The 20,618-nt window shown below is 61.0% G+C and carries 14 protein-coding genes; 13 read left to right on the top strand and 1 reads right to left on the bottom strand.

Annotated elements, in window-relative coordinates; genetic code table 11:
• Nucleotides 1–12: 12 nt before the first annotated feature.
• The 3 genes from HX824_RS10025 (at nt 13) to HX824_RS10015 (ending at nt 4,021) form a co-directional block, all read left to right on the top strand.
• Nucleotides 13–1,344, top strand: coding sequence for an LLM class flavin-dependent oxidoreductase (locus HX824_RS10025; RefSeq protein ID WP_177054495.1), 1,332 nt, complete (start codon nt 13–15; stop codon nt 1,342–1,344).
• 95 nt (nt 1,345–1,439) lie between these two features.
• A complete protein-coding gene (locus HX824_RS10020) occupies nt 1,440–3,386 on the top strand; it encodes a PAS domain-containing sensor histidine kinase (RefSeq protein ID WP_177054494.1) in 1,947 nt (648 codons plus the stop codon).
• 32 nt (nt 3,387–3,418) lie between these two features.
• The gene (locus tag HX824_RS10015) at nt 3,419–4,021 is read left to right on the top strand and encodes a dTMP kinase (protein WP_177052052.1); all 603 of its coding nucleotides are present in this window, start codon (nt 3,419–3,421) and stop codon (nt 4,019–4,021) included.
• 32 nt (nt 4,022–4,053) lie between these two features.
• Here the strand turns inward: HX824_RS10015 and HX824_RS10010 are convergent, their stop codons facing one another.
• A complete protein-coding gene (locus HX824_RS10010; RefSeq protein ID WP_177054493.1) occupies nt 4,054–5,181 on the bottom strand; it encodes an NAD(P)/FAD-dependent oxidoreductase in 1,128 nt (375 codons plus the stop codon).
• A gap of 140 nt (nt 5,182–5,321) precedes the next feature.
• On the opposite strand from HX824_RS10010, the gene valS reads away from it, so the two are divergent.
• The 10 genes from valS (at nt 5,322) to HX824_RS09960 (ending at nt 20,302) form a co-directional block, all read left to right on the top strand.
• Nucleotides 5,322–7,889, top strand: a complete 2,568-nt coding sequence (gene valS, locus HX824_RS10005) for a valine--tRNA ligase (RefSeq protein ID WP_177052026.1) — start codon at nt 5,322–5,324, stop codon at nt 7,887–7,889.
• Nucleotides 7,890–8,091: 202 nt separating this feature from the next.
• The gene (locus HX824_RS10000) at nt 8,092–8,934 is read left to right on the top strand and encodes an oxidoreductase (RefSeq protein WP_177052027.1); all 843 of its coding nucleotides are present in this window, start codon (nt 8,092–8,094) and stop codon (nt 8,932–8,934) included.
• A 17-nt stretch (nt 8,935–8,951) separates the two neighbouring features.
• Nucleotides 8,952–9,890, top strand: a complete 939-nt coding sequence (locus tag HX824_RS09995) for an AraC family transcriptional regulator (protein WP_177054492.1) — start codon at nt 8,952–8,954, stop codon at nt 9,888–9,890.
• Nucleotides 9,891–10,071: 181 nt separating this feature from the next.
• Nucleotides 10,072–10,584, top strand: a complete 513-nt coding sequence (locus HX824_RS09990; RefSeq protein ID WP_003217684.1) for a sigma-70 family RNA polymerase sigma factor — start codon at nt 10,072–10,074, stop codon at nt 10,582–10,584.
• The gene (locus HX824_RS09985; protein ID WP_177054491.1) at nt 10,581–11,534 is read left to right on the top strand and encodes a FecR domain-containing protein; all 954 of its coding nucleotides are present in this window, start codon (nt 10,581–10,583) and stop codon (nt 11,532–11,534) included. Before HX824_RS09990 ends, HX824_RS09985 begins: the two co-directional genes overlap by 4 nt.
• 191 nt (nt 11,535–11,725) lie before the next feature.
• A complete protein-coding gene (locus HX824_RS09980) occupies nt 11,726–14,665 on the top strand; it encodes a TonB-dependent receptor (RefSeq protein ID WP_102604327.1) in 2,940 nt (979 codons plus the stop codon).
• A gap of 129 nt (nt 14,666–14,794) precedes the next feature.
• A complete protein-coding gene (locus tag HX824_RS09975; protein WP_177054505.1) occupies nt 14,795–16,633 on the top strand; it encodes an extracellular solute-binding protein in 1,839 nt (612 codons plus the stop codon).
• Nucleotides 16,620–17,684 (top strand): microcin C ABC transporter permease YejB, encoded by a 1,065-nt coding sequence (locus tag HX824_RS09970; protein WP_008433386.1) that lies wholly within the window; start codon nt 16,620–16,622, stop codon nt 17,682–17,684. Before HX824_RS09975 ends, HX824_RS09970 begins: the two co-directional genes overlap by 14 nt.
• Entirely contained in the window at nt 17,684–18,706 is a 1,023-nt protein-coding gene (locus tag HX824_RS09965; protein ID WP_177054490.1) for an ABC transporter permease, read from the top strand. The genes HX824_RS09970 and HX824_RS09965 overlap by 1 nt, the downstream gene beginning before the upstream one ends.
• 15 nt (nt 18,707–18,721) lie before the next feature.
• Nucleotides 18,722–20,302 carry an ABC transporter ATP-binding protein gene (locus HX824_RS09960; protein ID WP_177054489.1) on the top strand — a complete coding sequence of 527 codons (1,581 nt, stop codon included), beginning with the start codon at nt 18,722–18,724 and terminating at the stop codon, nt 20,300–20,302.
• Nucleotides 20,303–20,618 lie beyond the last annotated feature (316 nt).

Genomic DNA, 20,618 nt, shown 5'->3' with positions numbered 1-20,618 from the left:
AATACGTTGGACATGACTAAAAGACAGCTCAAACTCGGTGCCCTGACCATGGGCTGCGGCGGGCCCGGCCGCCACAATCTATGGCTCGACCCGCAATTGCCGGCCGATGCCAGCGTCAACGTCGACTGGTACATCGACATTGCACGCCAGGCCGAGGCGGCATTGTTCGACTTGATGTTCATCGTCGACAGCCAATTCATCACACCGGGTTCGCCATCCCACTACCTGAACCGGCTGGAGCCGCTGACGCTGTTATCGGCACTTGCCGTAAGCACCCGGCACCTGGGCCTGGTCGGTACGCTGACGACCTCTTACAACTCGCCCTATAACGTCGCGCGGCGCCTGGCCTCACTCGACCTGATCAGCAAAGGCCGCGCCGGCTGGAACGTGGTCACCAGCGGCGACGCCGGTACCGCCGGCAACTACAGCCGCGACGAACATTATGACTACGACACCCGCTATGGCCGGGCGGCCGAACACGTCCAGGTCGTGCAGGGCCTGTGGAACTCCTATGAGGAAGATGCCTTCGTGCGTGACCGCGCCACCGGCCGGTTTCTCGACCCCGACAAACTCCACAGCCTGAATCACAAGGGCGAGCACTTTTCCGTGGTCGGGCCGCTGAATATCCAGCGCTCCCCCCAGGGCCAACCGGTGATCTTCCAGGCTGGCGATTCGGAACAAGGCCGCGACCTCGGCGCGGCCACGGCCGATGTGATCTTTACCCATGCGGCCAGCATCGAGCAGGGCCAGGCTTTTTATCGGGATATCAAGGGCAGGGCGCTGCAGCATGGCCGTGACCCGGAGCAATTGCTGGTGATGCCCGGCGCCGAGATTTATGTGGGCGATACCGATGAACAGGCGCGTGAAATCGAGCGGCACTACCATCAGGCCGACCACAGTTTCGAGCTGGCGCTGAAGGAGTTCGGACGCAATTTCGGCTGGCATGATTTCAGCCAGTACGACCTTGATGCGCCGTTCCCGCAGGAAAGCCTGGAGGCGGCACGCAGCAGCTTTTTTACCGCGGCCAAACGCATTGCCGATCAGGCACGGGAGAAAGGTTTTACATTGCGCCAGGCGGTGGAGTTTGGGCGGCAACTGCGCCCGGGGGCGTTTGTCGGATCGGCGGATACCGTCGCTCGGAAAATGGCTGACTGGCTTGAAGCCCGCGCGGTGGACGGTTTCAATATCTACATCGGCCATCCGGAGCAGTTCAAGCGCTTCACGCACGAGGTCATCCCGTTGTTGCAGGAGCGCGGCGTGTATCGCACGGCTTATGAAGGTACGACCTTGCGGGAAAGCCTGGGATTGAAGATTCCACGGTTTGCGCGCAACGGCGGCGATTGACTCAAAAAACTGTTCAGATGAATAAATTGGTGGGCCGGGGATTTTTTTAGACATACTGAGGGCTCAAGCCACTCATTTGTCCCGAGACTTTCCTGATGCCATCCCCACCTGCACAAGGGCCTTTCAATCAGGACGACCGGTATCGACTGCTCGTCGACGCAGTGGTCGACTATGCCATCTATATGCTTGATACGAACGGGTTGATTCGCAGTTGGAACTCCGGGGCGAGGAAGATCAAGCAGTACGAACAGAGTGAAGTGCTGGGCAGGCATTTTTCGCTGTTCTACACCCCGGAAGACCTGGCCTCGGACTTGCCGGGCCGGGCACTCAAGAGCGCCGAGCAGTCAGGGCGCTTCGAGGGCGAAGGTTGGCGCATCCGCAAGGATGGGACTCGTCTCTGGGCACTGGTGATCATCGACCCGATACGCGCCGACGACGGCACGTTGATTGGCTTCGCCAAGGTCACACGGGACCTGACCGAGCGTAAGGCCGCGGAGCAGGCGTTGCGCCAGAGCGAGCAGCAATTCAGCCTGCTGGTGCAAGGCGTCACCGACTACGCGCTGTATATGCTGGCCCCCAACGGCGTGATCACCACCTGGAACGCCGGCGCCCAGCGCATCAAGGGTTATCAGCCGGCAGAAGTCATCGGCAGGCATTACTCCATGTTCTTCCAGCGTGAGGACGTAGACCACAACGTCCCGCAGCGCGCCCTTGAAACGGTGCTCAGGGAAGGTCGTTACGAAGGGCAGGGCTGGCGCCTGCGCAAGGACGGCACGGGATTCCTCGCCCATGTGGTTATCGACCCGATCAAGAATGAACTGGGTGAGCTGGTGGGGTTTGCGAAGATCACCCGGGACGTTACCGAAAGCGTCCAGGCTCAACAGGAGATCAAGGAAACCCGAGAGGCGTTATTCCAATCCCAGAAAATGGAGTCCCTGGGCCAGCTCACCGGCGGCATCGCCCATGACTTCAACAACCTCCTGATGGTGATTCTGGGGAGTCTTGAACTCGCCAAGAAGCGTGTCCCGCAGGACTCGAGAACCTGCGCCTTACTGAATAATGCCATCGCGGGCGCCCAGCGGGGCGCAACGCTGACTCAGCGCATGCTGGCCTTTGCCCGTCGCCAGGAGCTTGATCCTCAGCCTGTGGATGTGGGCGATCTGATCCGCAACATGTCAGACCTGCTGTCCCGCATGTTGGGCGCAGGCATCAACGTCGACACACAGTTCCCCTTGATCCTGCGGCCGGTATTGGTCGACATGAGCCAACTGGAAATGGCTGTGATGAACCTGGTGATCAACGCTCGGGACGCAATGGAAGGTCGGGGCAGGATCCTGATTTCAGCGCGGGAGGATGCGTTTCCCGACGGGGCGAATGACTCGCAAAGGCTGATTTGCATCTCTGTCATCGACACCGGCCCCGGGATGAATGACGCGACCTTGCAACGGGCCATGGAGCCGTTCTTCACCACCAAGGGAGCGGGAAAAGGCACCGGGCTTGGGCTTTCGATGGTGCATGGCCTGGCGGCACAGTCACAGGGCCACTTTGTGCTGAAGAGCCGGGTAGGAGAGGGCACAACCGCAGAGCTCTGGTTACCGGTGGCGGTGACCGACACCACACAGTCTGCGGCGCTGGCATCAACTGCAGATACACCCGATGCAGCCCATCAGCAAAGCCTCGAGATTCTGCTGGTAGATGACGACCCGCTGGTGCTGATCAGCACCGGGGCGATGCTTGAAGACCTGGGCCATCATGTTGTGTCGGCAGGAGACGGGCATGCTGCGTTGGCGTTCCTGGCGCAAGGCGCGTGCTTTGACCTGGTCGTGACAGACATGGCAATGCCGGACATGACCGGGATCGAGCTTGCCGGCAACATCGAGTCGTTGTATCCCAACCTTCCCATCATTCTTTCCTCGGGCTTTGCGGAAATCTCCCTGGACCTCAAGACCACATTGACGCGCTTACCCAAGCCATTTGATCAATCTGCACTGGCCAGGGTGATCGCCGAAACCATGCGCAGCCGGATCGACAAGCCGTGTTGAGCCAGGCGGCTGGCCGTCCGTTGTTTGTTTCCATGGATGGGCCCAAGGGCACCGGCAAAACCACATTGCTGGAGGCCGTTACAAAAGCACTGAGGGCTGACAACAGAATGGTGATCCGGCTTTGCGAGAGAAAAAGCGATCCCTTCAGAAGTGAAACAATGACCCTCGTTAACAGACTCGCCAGGCATCCCGGCCTGGATCTGGAGTGGGAGGTTTGTGAACGCTTCGCTGATAGCCGCGCGTGGATTTCCCGGCACGTGCTGGCTAGACAGCCACCAGGCAGCATCGTCCTGATCGACCGCTGGTACCCGTCTGATGCCGCGTTTCGCCGGGAAGTCCCGCTGGCAGAAATCCTGCAGTTGAACATTGATCGAAACGTGCAAGTGCCGGACCTGCATGTCGGGGTCGTCACTGACCCTGATATTTCATGGGCACGGGCCGCGGCACGCCGGCGTGGGCTGAGCAGTACCGTGATCCACACGCTGGCAGAACATGTCGCCTGTACCCGGGCGTTCGAGCGAGCGGTTGCGGATCACGGCTGGGTGTTATGCCGGAATGAAGGAACCATTGAGGGCGCGACACGGCAGGTGGTTGCCGAAATTTATAACGTCCTTGAGTCCTTCCAGTGTGATTGACCCCGCCGATACGGTCGGCTATCGAGCCCTGTTCAGGCACTTGCCCCGTTGAACATGCTGACCAGGCTATAGGGTGCATCGTCACCAAACAGCAACTCGTGCAGTTCATTCCCCTCGGCAGCCATTTGCGCGCTGCGCGGGAACATGGCCTGTTCGTATTCGCCCAGGGCGGCTTCGACGTCATCAGGGTATGAGGCGATGGCCTTGCCGAGTTCGGCACCATCGTACATGGCCAGGTTGGCACCTTCGCCATTCGGGGCCGCAAGGTGTGCGGCATCACCGATCAGCGTTACGCCCGGCACCCGGTCCCAGCGGTGCTCAACCGGCAGCATAAAGAGCGGGCGCCATACCAGTTCGGTGTCGCTGTCGGTGATCAATGCCGTGAGGGCAGGGGACCAGCCAGCGAATTCCTGCGCGATCCGTGCCGCCGCCGTTGGCGTGTCGGTGAAATCGATGGCGGCAAACCAGCTTTGGGATTCGGTGAGCACTACGTAGGTGTGCAGCGTGGCGCCCGTCTCACGGTGCGCCTGGATCCCTTTTCCCGGTTGAAGTGCGAACATCGCACCGCCACCTACCGCCCTGGAGGTGGCCGGGTGCCGGGCGTCGCTGTCATACAGGTAGGTTTCGATCAACGAGCGGCCCATGTACTCGGGGGCAGCGTCGCTGACCAGCGGCCGGACCTTTGACCAGGCTCCGTCCGCGCCAACCAGCAGGTGGGTGGCAACGCAAGTACCGTCGGCGAAGGTCACTTCGTGGCGACCCTCGCCGAGGGCGCGCACGCTCTTGACCTTGTGGCCCCAGCGCACAGTACCGGCGGGCAGTGAATCGAGGAGCATCTTGCGCAGTTCGCCACGCATGACCTCGGGACGGCCGCCTGTGCCGTCGTCGGTTTGGTCCAACAGAGTGGCACCCTGCCAATCAAGCACCCGAGTCGCCTCGCGACCTTTCAGGATAAGCGCGCGGAACTCGTCCGTCAGGCCCGCTGCCTGCAAGGCCAGTTGGCCGTTGTAGTCGTGGATATCGAGCATCCCGCCTTGGGCGCGTGCGGTTGCCGACGGCTCTGCTTCATAGACGGTGGCGGCAATACCGTGGACGTACAGCACGCGGGCCAGGGTGAGACCGGCCAGGCCAGCACCGATGATTGTGACGGGGGTGTGCATAGGTTACCTGTTGAATGTGAGAAATCTTCCGGACTGTTTTTACGCTATTTTGTGGAAAAAATGGCCTGGTTCAAGGGCTTTACTTTCCGCAGACGATTGAATATAAAGTTTGCTTCGGCGCACAACCGTTGTTGCGCCCCATGATGTTGACAGGAGGAAGCTATGTCACCGTTAAACGTGATGAAGTTCTAAACGATCAAACCGTCACCCCCTCGCTTGAAAACCTCGAAACACGCTGGTCTCAGCATTGGCAGCTCGAAGGCACGTATGCCTTTGACCACAGCGCCCAACGCGACGCTGTATTCTCCATCGACACGCCGCCACCGACAGCCTCAGGTTCGTTGCATGTTGGCCATGTCTTCAGCTACACCCACACCGATATCATCGCCCGGTTCCAGCGGATGCGCGGCAAGGCTGTGTTCTACCCCATGGGTTGGGACGACAATGGCTTGCCGACCGAACGCAGGGTCGAGAATTTCTACGGCGTACGTTGCGACTCGTTGGCCGCTTACCAGCCTGGCTTCAAACCCTCCGAGTCAATTCCATTAAAACGGGCTGACTTTGCCGTCATCAGTCGGCGCAACTTTATCGAGTTGTGCCATGAGCTGACGGCCATCGATGAGCAAGCGTTCCGTGCACTGTTCGTGCAACTGGGCTTGTCCGTTGATTGGAGTCTTTCATACGCCACCATTGATGAACGCTCCCAACGAGCCAGTCAGCGCGCGTTACTGCGTAACTACCAGCGTGGCGAACTGTATAGCCAGGAGGCTCCGTGCCTCTGGGATGTGACGTTCCAGACGGCCGTAGCCCAGGCAGAGCTTGAGGAGCGCGAGGTTGCGGGTGCGTATCACGAACTCGGCTTCGACGCGGCTGATGGTGCCGAACTGAAGATTGCTACGACTCGACCTGAGTTGCTGATGGCATGCGTGGCGCTGGTGGCTCACCCGGACGACGCTCGTTATCAGGCGAGGTTCGGGCAGACCGTGCGTGCGCCGATTTTTGACCTGGACGTTCCGCTGCTGGCCCACCCTTTGGGTGACCCCGGCAAGGGCACCGGGTTGGCGATGGTCTGCACCTTTGGCGATCTAACCGATGTGATTTGGTGGCGGGAGTTGCAGCTGCCCACACGGTCAGTCCTGGGAAAGGACGGGCGCCTGTTACTTGAGACGCCCTCCTGGTTGACGACTCCGCGCAGCCAACAGGCCTACGCAGGCCTGGCCGGCCGTACCCTGTCCCAGGTTCGTACGCAGCTCGTTTCGATGTTGCGTGACTGCGGCGCCATGCGAGATGAACCACGACCGATTACCCACGCGGTAAAGTTCTTCGAGAAAGGCGACCGGCCTTTGGAAATTCTCGCGACGCGGCAATGGTACTTGCGCAATGGCGGACGCGACGCGAACCTGAGGGACGTGTTGCTCGACGCTGGCCAGGCGTTGGACTGGCATCCGCCGCACATGCTCAGGCGTTACGAGCATTGGGTAGGGGGGTTGAATGGAGACTGGCTAATCAGTCGCCAACGTACGTTCGGCGTGCCGATTCCGTTCTGGTATCGCCTGGACGCGCAAGGCGAAGCCGAGCATGGCGCTCCGATTATCGCCAGTGAGGCAAGCCTGCCTGTTGATCCGGGCCTGGATACACCGCCTGGGTATCGACCCGAACAACGTGGTCAACCCAACGGGTTTATCGGCGAACAAGACATCATGGACACCTGGGCCACCAGTTCCCTGACGCCTCAGATTGCCGGCGGCTGGGGAGAGGACGATGGGTTGTTTGCCAAAATATACCCGATGGACCTCAGGCCCCAAGGTCACGACATAATCCGAACCTGGCTGTTCTCGACACTGGTACGCAGCCATTTTGAACACGGTTGCGCGCCATGGCGCAACGTCGCGCTTTCCGGGTGGATCCTTGATCCTGATCGCAAGAAAATGTCCAAGTCCAAGGGGAATGTGGTCACCCCTCAAGCCTTGCTCGACCAGTATGGAAGTGACGGCGTGCGCTATTGGGCTGCCTCGGCGCGGCTCGGCAGTGACACAGCCTTTGAAGAGCAGCAGATGAAAATCGGCCGCCGCCTGGCCGTCAAGCTGTTCAATCTTTCGAGGTTGGTTCAAGGCTTTGCGAAGGATGACACCGGGGATATCGACCAACCGCTGGATCAAGCCATGCTTGAACGCTTGGGTGGCGTAGTCCAGGACGCTACCGTCGCGCTGGAGGCCTATGACTACAGCGGGGCGTTGTCGCGTATCGAAGGATTCTTCTGGTGGTTTTGCGATGACTACGTCGAATTGGTCAAGCGTCGTGCCTATCGACCCGACGGCTACTCGGCGCGTAATGCATTGGCACATGCGCTGAGCGTGCAGCAGCGACTGTTTGCGCCATTTCTGCCCTTTGTGTGTGAGGAGGTCTGGCAATCCTGGAATTGCGGCTCAGTGCACAAGGCGCCCTGGCCGCAAGGGGGCGCTTGCCCTGACGCGGCTGTTGAACAGTTATTGATGAGCCTGAGCAGCGTGCTGTCTGCGATTCGCAAAGCAAAGTCTGACGCCAGCCAATCCATGAAGGCTCCGGTAGCACGTGTTGAGCTGGTCGATAGCGCCGCGCAGCTTGAATTGATAAAAGGCGTCAGCCAAGACCTGATAGAGGCGGGGCAGGTCGAGGCCTTGGTGTTTATAGAGGGCGCGGAGCGGCAGGTGGATGTCTGGCTGACGTAACGTGGAGTGGTGCCGACCGCCTCAGTGACACCCACTGTGGCGGGCCGGACCACGCATCAGCCTGCGTCAATCGAGCCACATCGGGACAATTGAGCGTATGAGCAGAAGCGAATAGGAATAGGCAAGCCTCATAGATGATCCGGCATAGGTCGCGAGCGGTTGCTTGGCTACCATTAGCACTCAGTAACCGAGAGGAATTTCCATGAGCACTCGCAAAACCCTGTTCATCACCGGCATCAGCAGCGGCTTTGGCAAGGCCCTCGCGACCGTGGCACTGGCTGCAGGCCACCGTGTCATTGGTACCGTTCGCAACGAAGCCGCGCTGCAAACGTTCGAGGCATTATCAGCGGAGCGTGCTCATGGCGTGATCCTGGATGTCACCGACTTTGAGCGGATCGACAGCGTCGTTGCCGAGATCGAGACCCGCTACGGCCCGGTGGATGTCCTGGTGAACAACGCAGGTTACGGCCATGAGGGCATTTTCGAAGAGTCGCCGCTGGAAGAAATGCGTCGTCAGTTCGACGTCAACGTGTTCGGCGCCGTTGCCGTGACCAAGGCGTTCGTGCCGTACTTCCGCCAGCGCCGCAGCGGACACATCATCAACATCACGTCCATGGGCGGCACCATCACGATGCCGGGTATCGCCTACTACTGCGCCAGCAAGTTCGCGCTGGAAGGCATCTCCGACACCCTGAGCAAAGAACTCAAGCCATTCAACATTTTTGTCACCGCTGTGGCGCCAGGCTCATTTCGCACCGATTGGGCCGGCCGCTCGATGCAGCGTACGCCCCGCAGCATCGCCGACTACGATGCCAGCTTTGATCCGGTACGCCAGGCGCGCGAAGCGAAAAGCGGCCACCAGTTGGGGGACCCGCAAAAAGCTGCGCAAGCCATGCTGCAGTTGATCGCCAGCGACAACCCACCGGCCCACCTGCTGCTCGGCAGCGATGCGATAGGCTTTGTGCGCGAAAAGCTGACGCAATCCCTGCGTGACATCGACCAATGGGAAGCACTGACACGCTCTACGGATGGTCACGCTTCGTGAAACCGCAAGAGGGGCCTATGAATCATTTTGCCGCGCGAACCCGGCGCATGGTCCAACTGATGGAGCAGTTGGCCCCCCTGGAGGGCTACAACCTGAGCGCACTGGAAGACATACGCTTCCTGCGCTCCAATCGCCCGCTGACCAGCACGCCAGTGCTCTACGAGCCTGGCATCGTCATCCTGTGCCAGGGGCGCAAGCTCGGCTATCTGGGCGACGAGGTCTACCTTTACGACGCCCAGCACTACCTGGTGGTGTCTGTGCCAGTGCCTTTCACCATGGAAACCGACGCCAGCGAAGAGGAACCGATGCTGGCGGTATACATGCGCCTGGATTTCAAACTCGCTGGCGAACTGATCCTGGAAATTGACGAAACATCCGGTCCGGCCCACGAACGTCCCAAAGGCATGTATTCCTCGCCGATGGACGAGATGTTGCGCGAGTCCACACTGCGCTTTCTCGAAGCGATGAGCCATCCGGTCGATGGCCCGATCCTCGGCCCCTCGCTGGTGCGCGAGATTTACTACCGGATCATCGCAGGTGAACAAGGAGGGTCCATGCGGGCGGCCCTTGGCAAGCAAGGCCATTTCGCAAAGGTGACCCGCGCCATTCGCAAGATACACAGCTGTTACCAGGAGCGGCTGGACGTCGAGTGCCTGGCCCAGGAGGCAAGTATGAGCGTACCCAGCTTTCATCTGCACTTTCGAACAGTCACCGACTCCTCACCCATGCAGTACCTGAAATCGACTCGTCTGCACCAGGCAAGGTTGTTGATGCTCCGCGACGACATGTCGGCCTCATCTGCGGCTTTTAACGTGGGCTATGAAAGCGCATCGCAGTTCAGCCGAGAGTTCAAGCGCTACTTCGGCCGCACACCCCATGCTGAAGTCGAATGGATGAAAGCAACCTATTCGCTGCCCGCGCCGGCGCAGCCTTCTGTCTATGTGTCTTCGCACTGACCTGACAGCCAGGGCGCTGGCCCGTATCTGATTTTTCTGCATATGCCAATTTGACAGGCTGCTGTTATTTTTTATTCTTTCCTAACCTATGCTCCCCTCATGCAAAGTCCGCCTCCAGCGATGGCTTTCCATTGCTCATCAACCGCCAGGCTGAATGGCCTTTATTCGCATGGAGCATGCAATGGGTGTAAATCAGAACCCACATTTCGGTCTGATTGGGCAGATGTTCAAAAGTGACTACAGTTGGCTTTGCACGCGGGTAAGCCGGGCCATGGGGTGCGCCCATGGGGCTCAGGACATTGCATCGGAGACCTTCCTGCGGGTACTGGCATTGCCCGACCCTTCGCAAATCCGCGAGCCGCGGGCGTTGCTGACCACCATCGCGCGGCGCCTGATGTATGAGGGCTGGCGTCGCCAGGACCTGGAACGTGCCTACCTGGAAGCATTGGCCCAGGCGCCGATGATGGTGCACCCGTCGCCCGAGGAGCGTTTGCTGTTGATCGAGACGCTGCTGGAAGTCGACCGCTTGCTCGACGGTTTGTCGGCCAAGGCCAAGGCGGCGTTTTTGTATCACCAGCTGGACGGTTTGACCTATGCGCAGATTGCCGAGCGCCTGCAGGTCTCGGTCAGCCGGGTTCAGCAATACATGGCCGATGCGTTCAAGCGCTGTTACCTGGCGATGACACAGCCATGAGCCACAGCGCGCCGGATGAGGCGATCATCGACGAGGCGGCGCAGTGGATGGCGTTGCTGCAATCCGGGCACGCCAGCGCTCAGGAGCACCAGGCGTTCCGTCGCTGGAGTGAGGGCGACCCACGGCGTGCCGAAATCTTCAACATGATGGGCGGCGTTCCGGCCGTGCTGAACAATGACGAACTGCGCCGCATGCCCCGCGACAGCCTGTTGCACACCCTCAACGCACCGTCGGGCCGCCGGCGCTTTTTGCGCAATACCCTGGCGCTGGTTGGCGTTGTGTCGTTTGGAAGTCTGATCACGCGGCTGTCCGACAGCTGGTTGCCGTTGGGCGCTTTGCGCACCGGTACGGGCGAGCGCCTGAATCTCACGCTGGAGGATGGCAGTGCATTGACCCTGGATGCGCGCAGCAAGGTGCTGACGTATTTCGATGCTCGGCAACGGCTGTTGCAGTTGCTCGACGGCAAGCTGTTGGTCGACGTTTTCAAAGACAGTCTCAGACCGTTTATCGTCGAGACCGAACACGGCCGCATGCGCGCCTTGGGTACGCGGTTTCTGGTACAGCAGGGCGAGGATCGAACCCAAATCACGATGCTGCATTCCCAAGTGGAAATCACCACGCGCGACGGCGCTGTGCAGGTGATCAGTGCCGGCCAGAAAGCCACGTTCAATGCCCACGGCATCCTCGCCCTGGAAACCGCCAGCGGCGGCGAGGCCTCGTGGACTCAAGGCTTGCTGGAAGTGCGTGACCGCTCATTGGGTGAAGTGGTGCAAGCCCTGCGTGACTACCGGCGCGGCATCATCCGCGTCAGCCCTGAGGCGGCCAGCCTCAGGCTGAGCGGGATTTTCCCGTTGGACGACAGCCAGGGCGCCCTGCAATTGCTGGCCAAATCCTTGCCGGTGCAGATCGATTATCACAGCCCTTATTGGGTCAGTATCGAGCGCCGATAAAAATAATTTTCCCAGCCCTATAAAACCCCCGCCACTGTTGCACAACCCAATACAGGCCAGGGTGTATCTGCCCGGGAGTGTTGTTTCGGACCGTTATAAACCCATGCTTTTTTAGCCTAACGACCGCCTATAAAAACCCCCGATCTGTTGTTCAACCCATCAACGGCATATCAATGATGGGAACCTCAACCATGCAACTCAAACCTCTCAGTCGCGCATCTCTGGCGGCACTGTCTCTGACGATTGGCCTGACTTTGGCGGGACATGGCACGGCGGTGCTGGCACAGCCGCTGTCTGCGATATCGACCGCCCAGACTTTTGATTTTGATATCGCCAGCGGCCCCCTCGACCAAGCGCTGTTGACCCTGTCGCGCAGCAGCGGGCAGATCATTTCCTTCCAGCAAGACCTTGTGCAAGGCCTGACCAGCGCGCCGGTGCGGGGCACCTTCACCACCGAGCAAGCGCTGCGACAGGCACTGCGCGGTGCAGCCCTTGACGCCGTGCCGAGTGGCGACGGCGGTTGGACCCTGCGCCGGGCGGCCAAGCCACCTGCAGCGGCGGTCAAGGCTGCGCCCACGGCGGCGAAAGTCCCGGGTGATGTAGCGTTGGAAAAGGTCGTGGTCACGGGGTCACGCATTGCCCGTGCCCAGGTTGAAGGGCCGTCGCCGGTCACGGTCATCACCGCTGACGAAGTCACCCGCAGGGGCTACAAAAACGTCTACGACGCCATCGCCTCGCAAACCCAGAACACCGGCATGACCCAGGGCGAAGACTACGGCAACACCTTCCAGCCGGCCGCCAGTGCCCTCAACCTGCGAGGGCTGGGGCCGAACCACACGCTGGTGCTGATCAACGGCAGGCGCGTGGCCGACTACCCCACGGCGTATGACGGCGCGGTCAACTTCACCAACCTTGCGAACATCCCGGCGGTGATGATCGAGCGTATCGAGATCCTCAGCAGCGGCGCCTCGGCGGTGTATGGCTCCGACGCGATTGCCGGGGTGGTGAACATCATCCTCAAAGACAAAATCAGCGGCGTGGACGTCAATCTGCGTGGTGGCGCCGCCGAGCGTGGCGGCGGCGACAACCAGCGCCTGCAGATCAGCGGTGGCGACACCTGGGGCGATTTTGACGGGGTATTCGGCCTGGAGCTGACCCAGCGCCAACCGATCTGGGCCAACCAGCGCGGCTTTATGAGCGACGGCCCGGCCAAGGATGTGGGCTACCGCCGTAACCTCGACAGCGGCGCCTACCTCGGCCCCGGCTGCGGTGCCTACGGCGGTATCTACAACGGCAAGCTCGGTGGCAGCAGCACCCGCTGCACCACCAACCAGTACTACAACGACTACTGGACCTTGCAGGCGCAAAAGGAAAACTATGACGGCTACACGCGCGGCACTTGGCACTTCAGCGACACCGGCAAAGTGTTCGCCGACTTGATGTTTGGCTTTGATCACACGCAGAACAACACGCGCGGCCCAAGCTTCACCTCGCCGGACTTTATCAACCGCAACACCGGTAACCTGGAGCGCTGGTCACGCAACTTTTCCAGCGAGGAAATCGGTGGCAAGACCAGCAACAACAGCAAATGGCGCGAAGTGTCCTGGACCGGCACCCTGGGCCTGGAAGACAAGTTCACCAACAGTGATTGGGGTTATCAGATTGCGGCGAACCGCTCCGAGTACACCAGCGACCGCACCACCCGCTACACGCCTTTGAGCGGCATCCGCGATTACTACCTCGGGCCGCAACTGGGCACACAGGACGGGCACCCGGTCTTCGCGCCAGACCCTTCGCGGCTGGACCAGCCGCTGACTCCGGAGCAGTGGGATCAGTTTCGCGGCAACCTGGTGCAGAAGAGTAAATCGGTTTCCCAAACCTTCAGCGCCAACATCAACGGCGACCTGTTCGAGCTGCCCGCCGGGCCGGTGGGCTTTGCCGGTGTGACCGAAGTGGGGCGGCAATCCTACAGCGTCGATGTCGACGACCAACTCAATGACGGCACGTTTTACAACACCACGCCGGCCTCCAATTCAGGCGGTTCGCGTGACCGCTACGCCGCGGGTGGCGAGCTGAGCATTCCCGTTACCGACACCTTGCTCGCCTCGGCGGCCGGGCGCTGGGACCAATACAAATTCAGTGGCCGCACCGAGCAACAAAAAACCTACAACCTGGGCCTGGAATGGCGCCCGGTGACCAGCCTGCTGTTTCGTGGTAGCTACGGCACCAGCTTTCGCGCACCCGACCTCAACTACCTCTACCAGGCCGCGACCAATGGCTACACGCCTGACCAGATCGACTATTACGGTTGCAGCAAGGGCGTAGAGGGGGCGTGTGACCGAGGCCGCGTGGATTACACCCAGACCGGTAATTCGGACCTCGCCTCCGAGCGTGGCAAGTCCTGGACGTATGGCTTTGTCTGGTCGCCCTCGCATCAGTTTGATTTCTCCGCCGACTTCTGGCGCGTCGAAATCAAGGACCTGTTGACCACCGTCGACATCAACCGCTTGCTGCAACAGGAAAACCAGTGCCGCAACGGCCAGCTTGATGCGACCACTTGCGCCGACGTCCTGGCACGCATCCAGCGCAATGCCAGCACGGCGGCAGTGGACCCGAACGTGCTGCAACGGGTGCAGGTCAATGCGATCAACGCCGCCAGCGAGCGGGTCAGCGGCCTGGACCTCAAGAGTAATATTCGCTGGGGCGCAGGCCAGTACGGCGCGTTCAGTTCGGCGATTGGCTACAGCCTGGTGCTGTCCCACTACCTCAAGGAATCGGACGATGCGCAAACCCAGAACCTGCGCTCCAGCACCGACAACCACGACTGGCGCAGCAAGGTCAACGCGAGCCTGACCTGGGACTACCAGCACCTCACCACCACGCTGACCGGCATTCGCTACGGCAGCGTGACCAATGGCGCCGGCGATGGGCGCCTGTCGCCCTGGACCACCTTCAACGCCAGCGCCCGTTACCAGGTGAACGAGCAGGCGAGTGTCGGCCTGACCGTCAACAACCTGCTCAATCAGGTCAAGCACGATGACTCCGCCGGCTGGCCGTATTACCCCAGCGGCAACTACGACCCCTATGGCCGCCAGGTCTGGCTGGACGTGAGTTACCACTTCGGCAAGTAGCGCATAAGCACATGCGCTAACGGTCTAACCGGTGCTCTATAAAAACCCTGGCGTCGACGCACAACCCTGCATAAGTGAGCCTTCAGTGTTTTTGGAAAAGGAGTTGAGTTTGTGAGCCTGTTTCGCTTCATGGTGTGGGCACTGCTGACGGGCCTTTGGGCGCCGTCACTGCTCGCTCAACCGACGCACGCTTTGACGGTATACGGCGAAGCGCCCAAGTACCCGGCCAACTTCAAACACCTGGATTACGTCAACCCGAACGCGCCCAAGGGCGGCAGTTTTCGTCGCTCGTCCATGGAAGGCGGGGCGTTTGATCACCTGATCCCGTATGTCGACAAAGGCACCGGCATCACCCAGATCCAGGGTTGGCTCTACAGCCCGTTGGCGTACCGTTCGCAGGATGAGCCGTACACCGTGTACGGGTTGGTCGCGCAAGGCATGGAGCTGGCAGATGACCATTCATGGCTGCGTTTCTACCTCAATCCCAAGGCGCGTTTTGCCGATGGCACGCCCATCACCGCGCAGGACGTGGCCTACACCTTCAAGCTGTTCACCACCGAAGGCAGCCTGGCGTATCGCCAAAGCTTTGCCGATGTGGACCAGGTGCTGGTGGAATCGCCGACCCAAGTGCGGTTCACCTTCAAAAGCGCCGACAATCGCACCTTGCCCCTGGACCTCGCTTCACTGCCGGTGCTGCCGGAACATTGGTGGCAGGGGCGCAATTTCGCCAACGGTGGCGGCTTTGAACCGCCGGTGGGCAGCGGCCCGTACCGTATCAGCAGCGTGGACAACGGCCGCAGTGTCACCTTCGAGCGGGTCAAGGACTGGTGGGGGCGAGACCTGCCGGTGACGCAGGGGCAGTACAACTTCGACACCCTGCGGCTTGAATTTTTTGCCGACGGCGACGTGTCGCGCCAGATCCTGCAAGCCCAGGGTTACGACTTCAATCGCGAATTTTCCGCCACCAGTTATTCGGTGGGCTACGACGGCGAGGCTTTGCGCGACGGTCGTCTGCAACGTGAACAACTGGCGCCGAATGCCGTGCAGGGCACCCAGGGTTTTGTGTTCAACCTGCAAAAACCGCAGTTCCAGGACCGCCGCGTGCGCGAGGCGCTGAGCCTGTTGTGGGATTTCGACTGGAGCAACCGGCAGATGATGCACAGCCTGTACCTGCGCCAGCGCAGCTTCTTTTCCCGCAGCGCATTGGCGGCCACCCAGCTGCCGGATGCCCAGGAGCTGGCCATTCTGGAACCCTGGCGCGGGCAAGTGCCGGAGGAGGTGTTCACCCAGGTCTACCAGCCGCCGCGCACCGATGGCAGCGGGCGCATTCGGCCGCAGCAGGCGCAAGCGCTGAAGTTACTGGCCGAGGCGGGCTGGACCCCGCGCGGAGACCAGTTGGTTAACGCCGAGGGCACGCCGTTGCAGTTCACCTTCCTGAATGCCCAGAAAGGCTTCGAGCGTTTGCTGCTGCCCTACAAACGCAACCTGGCGCAGATCGGCATCGGCTTCACGATCCGCATGATCGACTCGGCCCAATACGCCAACCGCGTGCGCGCACGGGACTACGACATGATCGTCAACGGCTACCCAGTCAGCCCATCGCCGGGCCGCGAGCTGACCAACTACTTCGGTTCCGAGAGTGCCGATGACCCTGGCTCCAACAATTACATGGCACTGCGCAACCCGGCGGTGGACGCCTTGATCGATGGCCTTGTCCGCGCCAACGACCGCCCGAACATGGTGCGCTACGCCCATGCCCTCGACCGCGTGTTGCAGTGGGGCTTCTACTGGATTCCCAACTATTACCCGCCGGGCTCGTCCTCGCTGTGGTGGAACCGTTTTGGTCGGCCCCGCACAGCGCCGCTCAATGACGTGGGCATCGACACCTGGTGGGAAGTGAGCCCGACACCGCTGACCACCGCACAGATGCGTCAACTGACTGAGGCTTCCCAACATGCTGGCCTATAGCGCGCGCCGTTTATTGCTGATCGTGCCGACGCTGGTGTGCATCCTGCTGGTCAACTTTTTTATCGTGCAAGCCGCCCCGGGTGGCCCGGTTGAGCAAGCCATCGCGCGCTTGCAAGGCATCGGCAGCCAAGCGTCGGTGGCCGGCACACGGGTGGAAACCGGCAGCAATGAATCGCGCACAACTCGTGGCCTGGACCCCGCGCTGGTGGCCGATATCGAGCGCCAATACGGCTTCGACAAGCCCCTTGGCGCGCGGCTGTGGTTGATGCTCAGCAGCTACGCGCGGCTGGATTTTGGCGATAGCTTCTTTCGCGGCGCCAAGGTCACCGACCTGATCCTGCAAAAACTGCCGGTGACTTTGTCCCTGGGCTTCTGGGCCACGCTGATCAGTTACCTGGTGTCGATCCCGCTGGGCATCCGCAAGGCCGTGCGCCATGGCAGCCGCTTCGATGTGTGGAGCAGTGCGGCGGTCATTATCGGCCACGCCATGCCGGCGTTCCTGTTCGCCTTGCTGCTGATCGTGGTATTCGGCGGCGGTAGCCTGTTGAACTGGTTTCCGGTGCGCGGCCTGGTCTCGGAGAACTTTGCCAGCCTGTCATGGGCGGGCAAGGTCGTGGACTACTTCTGGCACCTTGTCTTGCCGGTATCGGCGCTGGTGATTGGCGGCTTTGCCACACTGACCATCCTCACCAAAAACAGCTTCCTCGACGAGATCAGCCGCCAGTACGTAGTGACCGCGCGGGCCAAGGGTTTCAGCGAAAAACAGGTGCTGTACAAACACGTGTTTCGCAACGCCATGCTGCTGATCGTGGTTGGCCTACCCCAGGCGCTCACCGCGATGTTGTTCGGCGGCTCGTTGCTGATTGAAGTGATTTTCTCCCTCGACGGCCTCGGTCGCCTGAGCTACGAAGCGGCAGTGGCACGGGACTATCCCGTGGTCTTCGGCACGCTGTTTATCTTTACCCTGGTCGGGTTGGTCATCAAGTTGCTGGGCGACCTGTGCTACCGCCTGCTGGACCCCCGGCTGGATTTTTCCGCGAGGTCGCATTGATGCCGGTTTTTACTCCGATCACTCGTCGCCGCTGGCTGCACTTCAAGCGCAATCGCCGCGGCTGGTGGTCGCTGTGGATGTTCCTGGCGCTGTTCGCCGTATGTCTGGGTGCCGAACTGCTGGCCAACGACAAGCCACTGGTGATGGCGTACCAGGGCTCACTGTATTTCCCGGCCTTCGAGCGCTACACCGAGCAGGATTTCGGCGGCACGTTGCCGTTTCAGCCGGATTACCGTGACCCTTACGTGCATGAACTGATTGAAGGGCAGGGCGGCTGGATGCTGTTTGCGCCTATTCCGTTCAGCTACGACACGGTCAACTACGACCTCACGACCCCTTCGCCGGCGCCGCCCAGCGCGAGCAACTGGCTGGGCACCGATGATCAAGCCCGGGATGTATTGGCGCGGGTGATTTTCGGCACCCGGGTATCGCTGTTATTTGCCTTGGCGCTGTCCGTGGTGAGCACTTTGATCGGGGTCGCCGCCGGCGCGCTGCAAGGCTATTACGCCGGTTGGGTCGACCTGTTGGGGCAGCGCCTGATCGAGATCTGGTCGGGGCTACCGGTCCTGTACTTGCTGATCATCTTGTCCGGGTTTGTCGAACCGGGTTTCTGGTGGCTGCTGGGGATCATGGCGCTGTTTTCCTGGCTGACCCTGGTGGATGTGGTGCGCGCCGAGTTCCTGCGCGGGCGCAACCTGGAGTACGTGAAGGCCGCGCGAGCCCTGGGTGTGGGCGATGTTCAGGTGATGTTGCGGCACATTCTGCCCAACGCGCTGACTGCCACCTTGACCTACTTGCCGTTCATTTTGACCGGGGCCATTTCGACCCTCACCGCCCTGGATTTTCTTGGCTTCGGCATGCCCACGGGCAGTGCGTCCCTGGGTGAGTTGATCGGCCAGGGAAAAAACAACCTGCAAGCCCCGTGGCTGGCGCTGACCGCGTTTTTTACGTTGGCGTTGATCCTGTCCCTGTTGGTGTTTATCGGCGAAGCCTGCCGCGACGCCTTCGACCCCCGATCCTGATAAGCGAGCTGTGCCGTGACTGACGCGTTGATTGAAATTCGTAACCTGAAAGTGGCGTTCGACGGGCACAAAGCGGTGCGTGGCATCGACCTGGATATTCACCCGGGCGAGTGCCTGGCGCTGGTGGGCGAGTCGGGCTCCGGCAAATCGGTGACCGCCCACTCGATCCTGCAATTGCTGCCGCCCCACACCACGCGTACCCAGGGCAGTATTCGCTACCAGGGCGAAGAGCTGCTCGGCGCGCGGCCGGAGCGTTTAAGGCAGATTCGCGGCGATCGCATCGCGATGATCTTTCAGGAGCCGATGACCTCGCTCAACCCGCTGTACAGCGTGGAACGGCAGCTGTCCGAAACCCTGCTGCTGCACAAAGGCCTGGGCGGTGCGGCGGCGCGTGAGCGCGTGTTGGAGTTGCTCGAACTGGTGGGCATCCAGCAGCCGCGCCAGCGCCTGGCAGCGTACCCGCATCAGCTCTCCGGCGGGCAGCGCCAGCGGGTGATGATCGCCATGGCGCTGGCTTGCGAACCGCTGCTGTTGATTGCCGACGAGCCCACCACGGCCCTGGACGTGACCGTGCAGCGACGCATTCTTGCGCTGCTAAAAGACCTGCAGCAACGCCTGGGCATGGCGCTGCTGTTGATCAGCCACGACCTCAACGTGGTGCGCAGCATCGCCCAGCGCGTGGCGGTGATGCGCGCCGGCCAGATCGTCGAACAGGCCGACTGCCAGGCACTGTTTGCCGCGCCGCAGCACGCCTACAGCCGGCAGTTGCTCGAAGCCGAGCCAGAGGGCAGGGCGGTGGTGCGTGAAACGGCGGACAACCTGCTGGAGGTGGACAACCTCAAGGTCTGGTTCCCGCAAGGCGGCCTGCTGCGGCGCAAACCGCCGATCAAGGCGGTGGACGGCATCGACCTGCGCCTGCAACGTGGCAAAACCTTGGGCATTGTTGGCGAATCCGGCTCGGGCAAATCCACCCTTGGCCAGGCGATCCTGCGGTTGATCGACGCCCAAGGCAGCATTCGCTTCCAGGGCCAGGCCCTCGACGCACTCAAAGGCAAGGCCCTGCGTCCGTGGCGGCGCAAACTACAGGTGGTGTTTCAAGACCCGTTCGGCAGCCTCAGTCCGCGCATGAGCGTGCAGCAAATCATCGAAGAAGGCCTGCGCGTACACACGGACCTCAATGCTTGCGCGCGCGAAGCTCAAGTGATTGCCGTGTTGCGCGACGTCGGACTCGGCCCCGATACGCGCCATCGCTTCCCCCACGAATTCTCCGGCGGCCAGCGCCAACGAATCGCGATCGCCCGCGCACTGGTGATCAAGCCGGATTTGATATTGCTCGACGAACCCACCTCAGCTCTCGACCGCACTGTGCAAAAGCAGGTGGTGAGTTTGCTGCGCAGGTTGCAGGAGGAGCATGGGCTGACCTACTTGTTTATCAGCCACGACCTGGCGGTGGTAAGGGCGTTGGCTCACGACTTGATCGTGGTGAAGGATGGCGTGGTCGTGGAGGCGGGGAGTACCGAGCAATTGTTCGACGCACCGGAGCATGCCTATACGCGGGATTTGCTGGTAGCGTCGTCGTTGAGGAATCGCGAGTAGTACAGCCTAGTGGGCGCTCATCTCACGCTTTACCGTCTGCAGTGCTTCTGCCAACAACCAGTCCCGGAACGTCGTCAGTTTGGGCAGGCTGGCGCACTCAGGCCGATAAATGACGTAGTAGGCCAGATCCGAGTGTTCGGCGTAATGGCGGTCGGGTCTTTTTCGTCGGGTGGGCTGCTGTCGGCTTATGGCTGGAATACAGTGCTGTGGGTTTCGCTTTTACCGCTGGTGTTGGCTGTCGTCGCGCTGGCACTGACTGTCCCCAAGTACATGGCCGGTCGGTTTGATCTGAAAGGGCAAGGTGCGTTAGCCACTC

This window comes from Pseudomonas sp. D4002, assembly GCF_013385665.1.
Taxonomy (GTDB): domain Bacteria; phylum Pseudomonadota; class Gammaproteobacteria; order Pseudomonadales; family Pseudomonadaceae; genus Aquipseudomonas.
The sequence above is the reverse complement of the archived record's forward strand: the minus strand, read 5'-3'. Positions and strand labels throughout refer to the sequence as shown.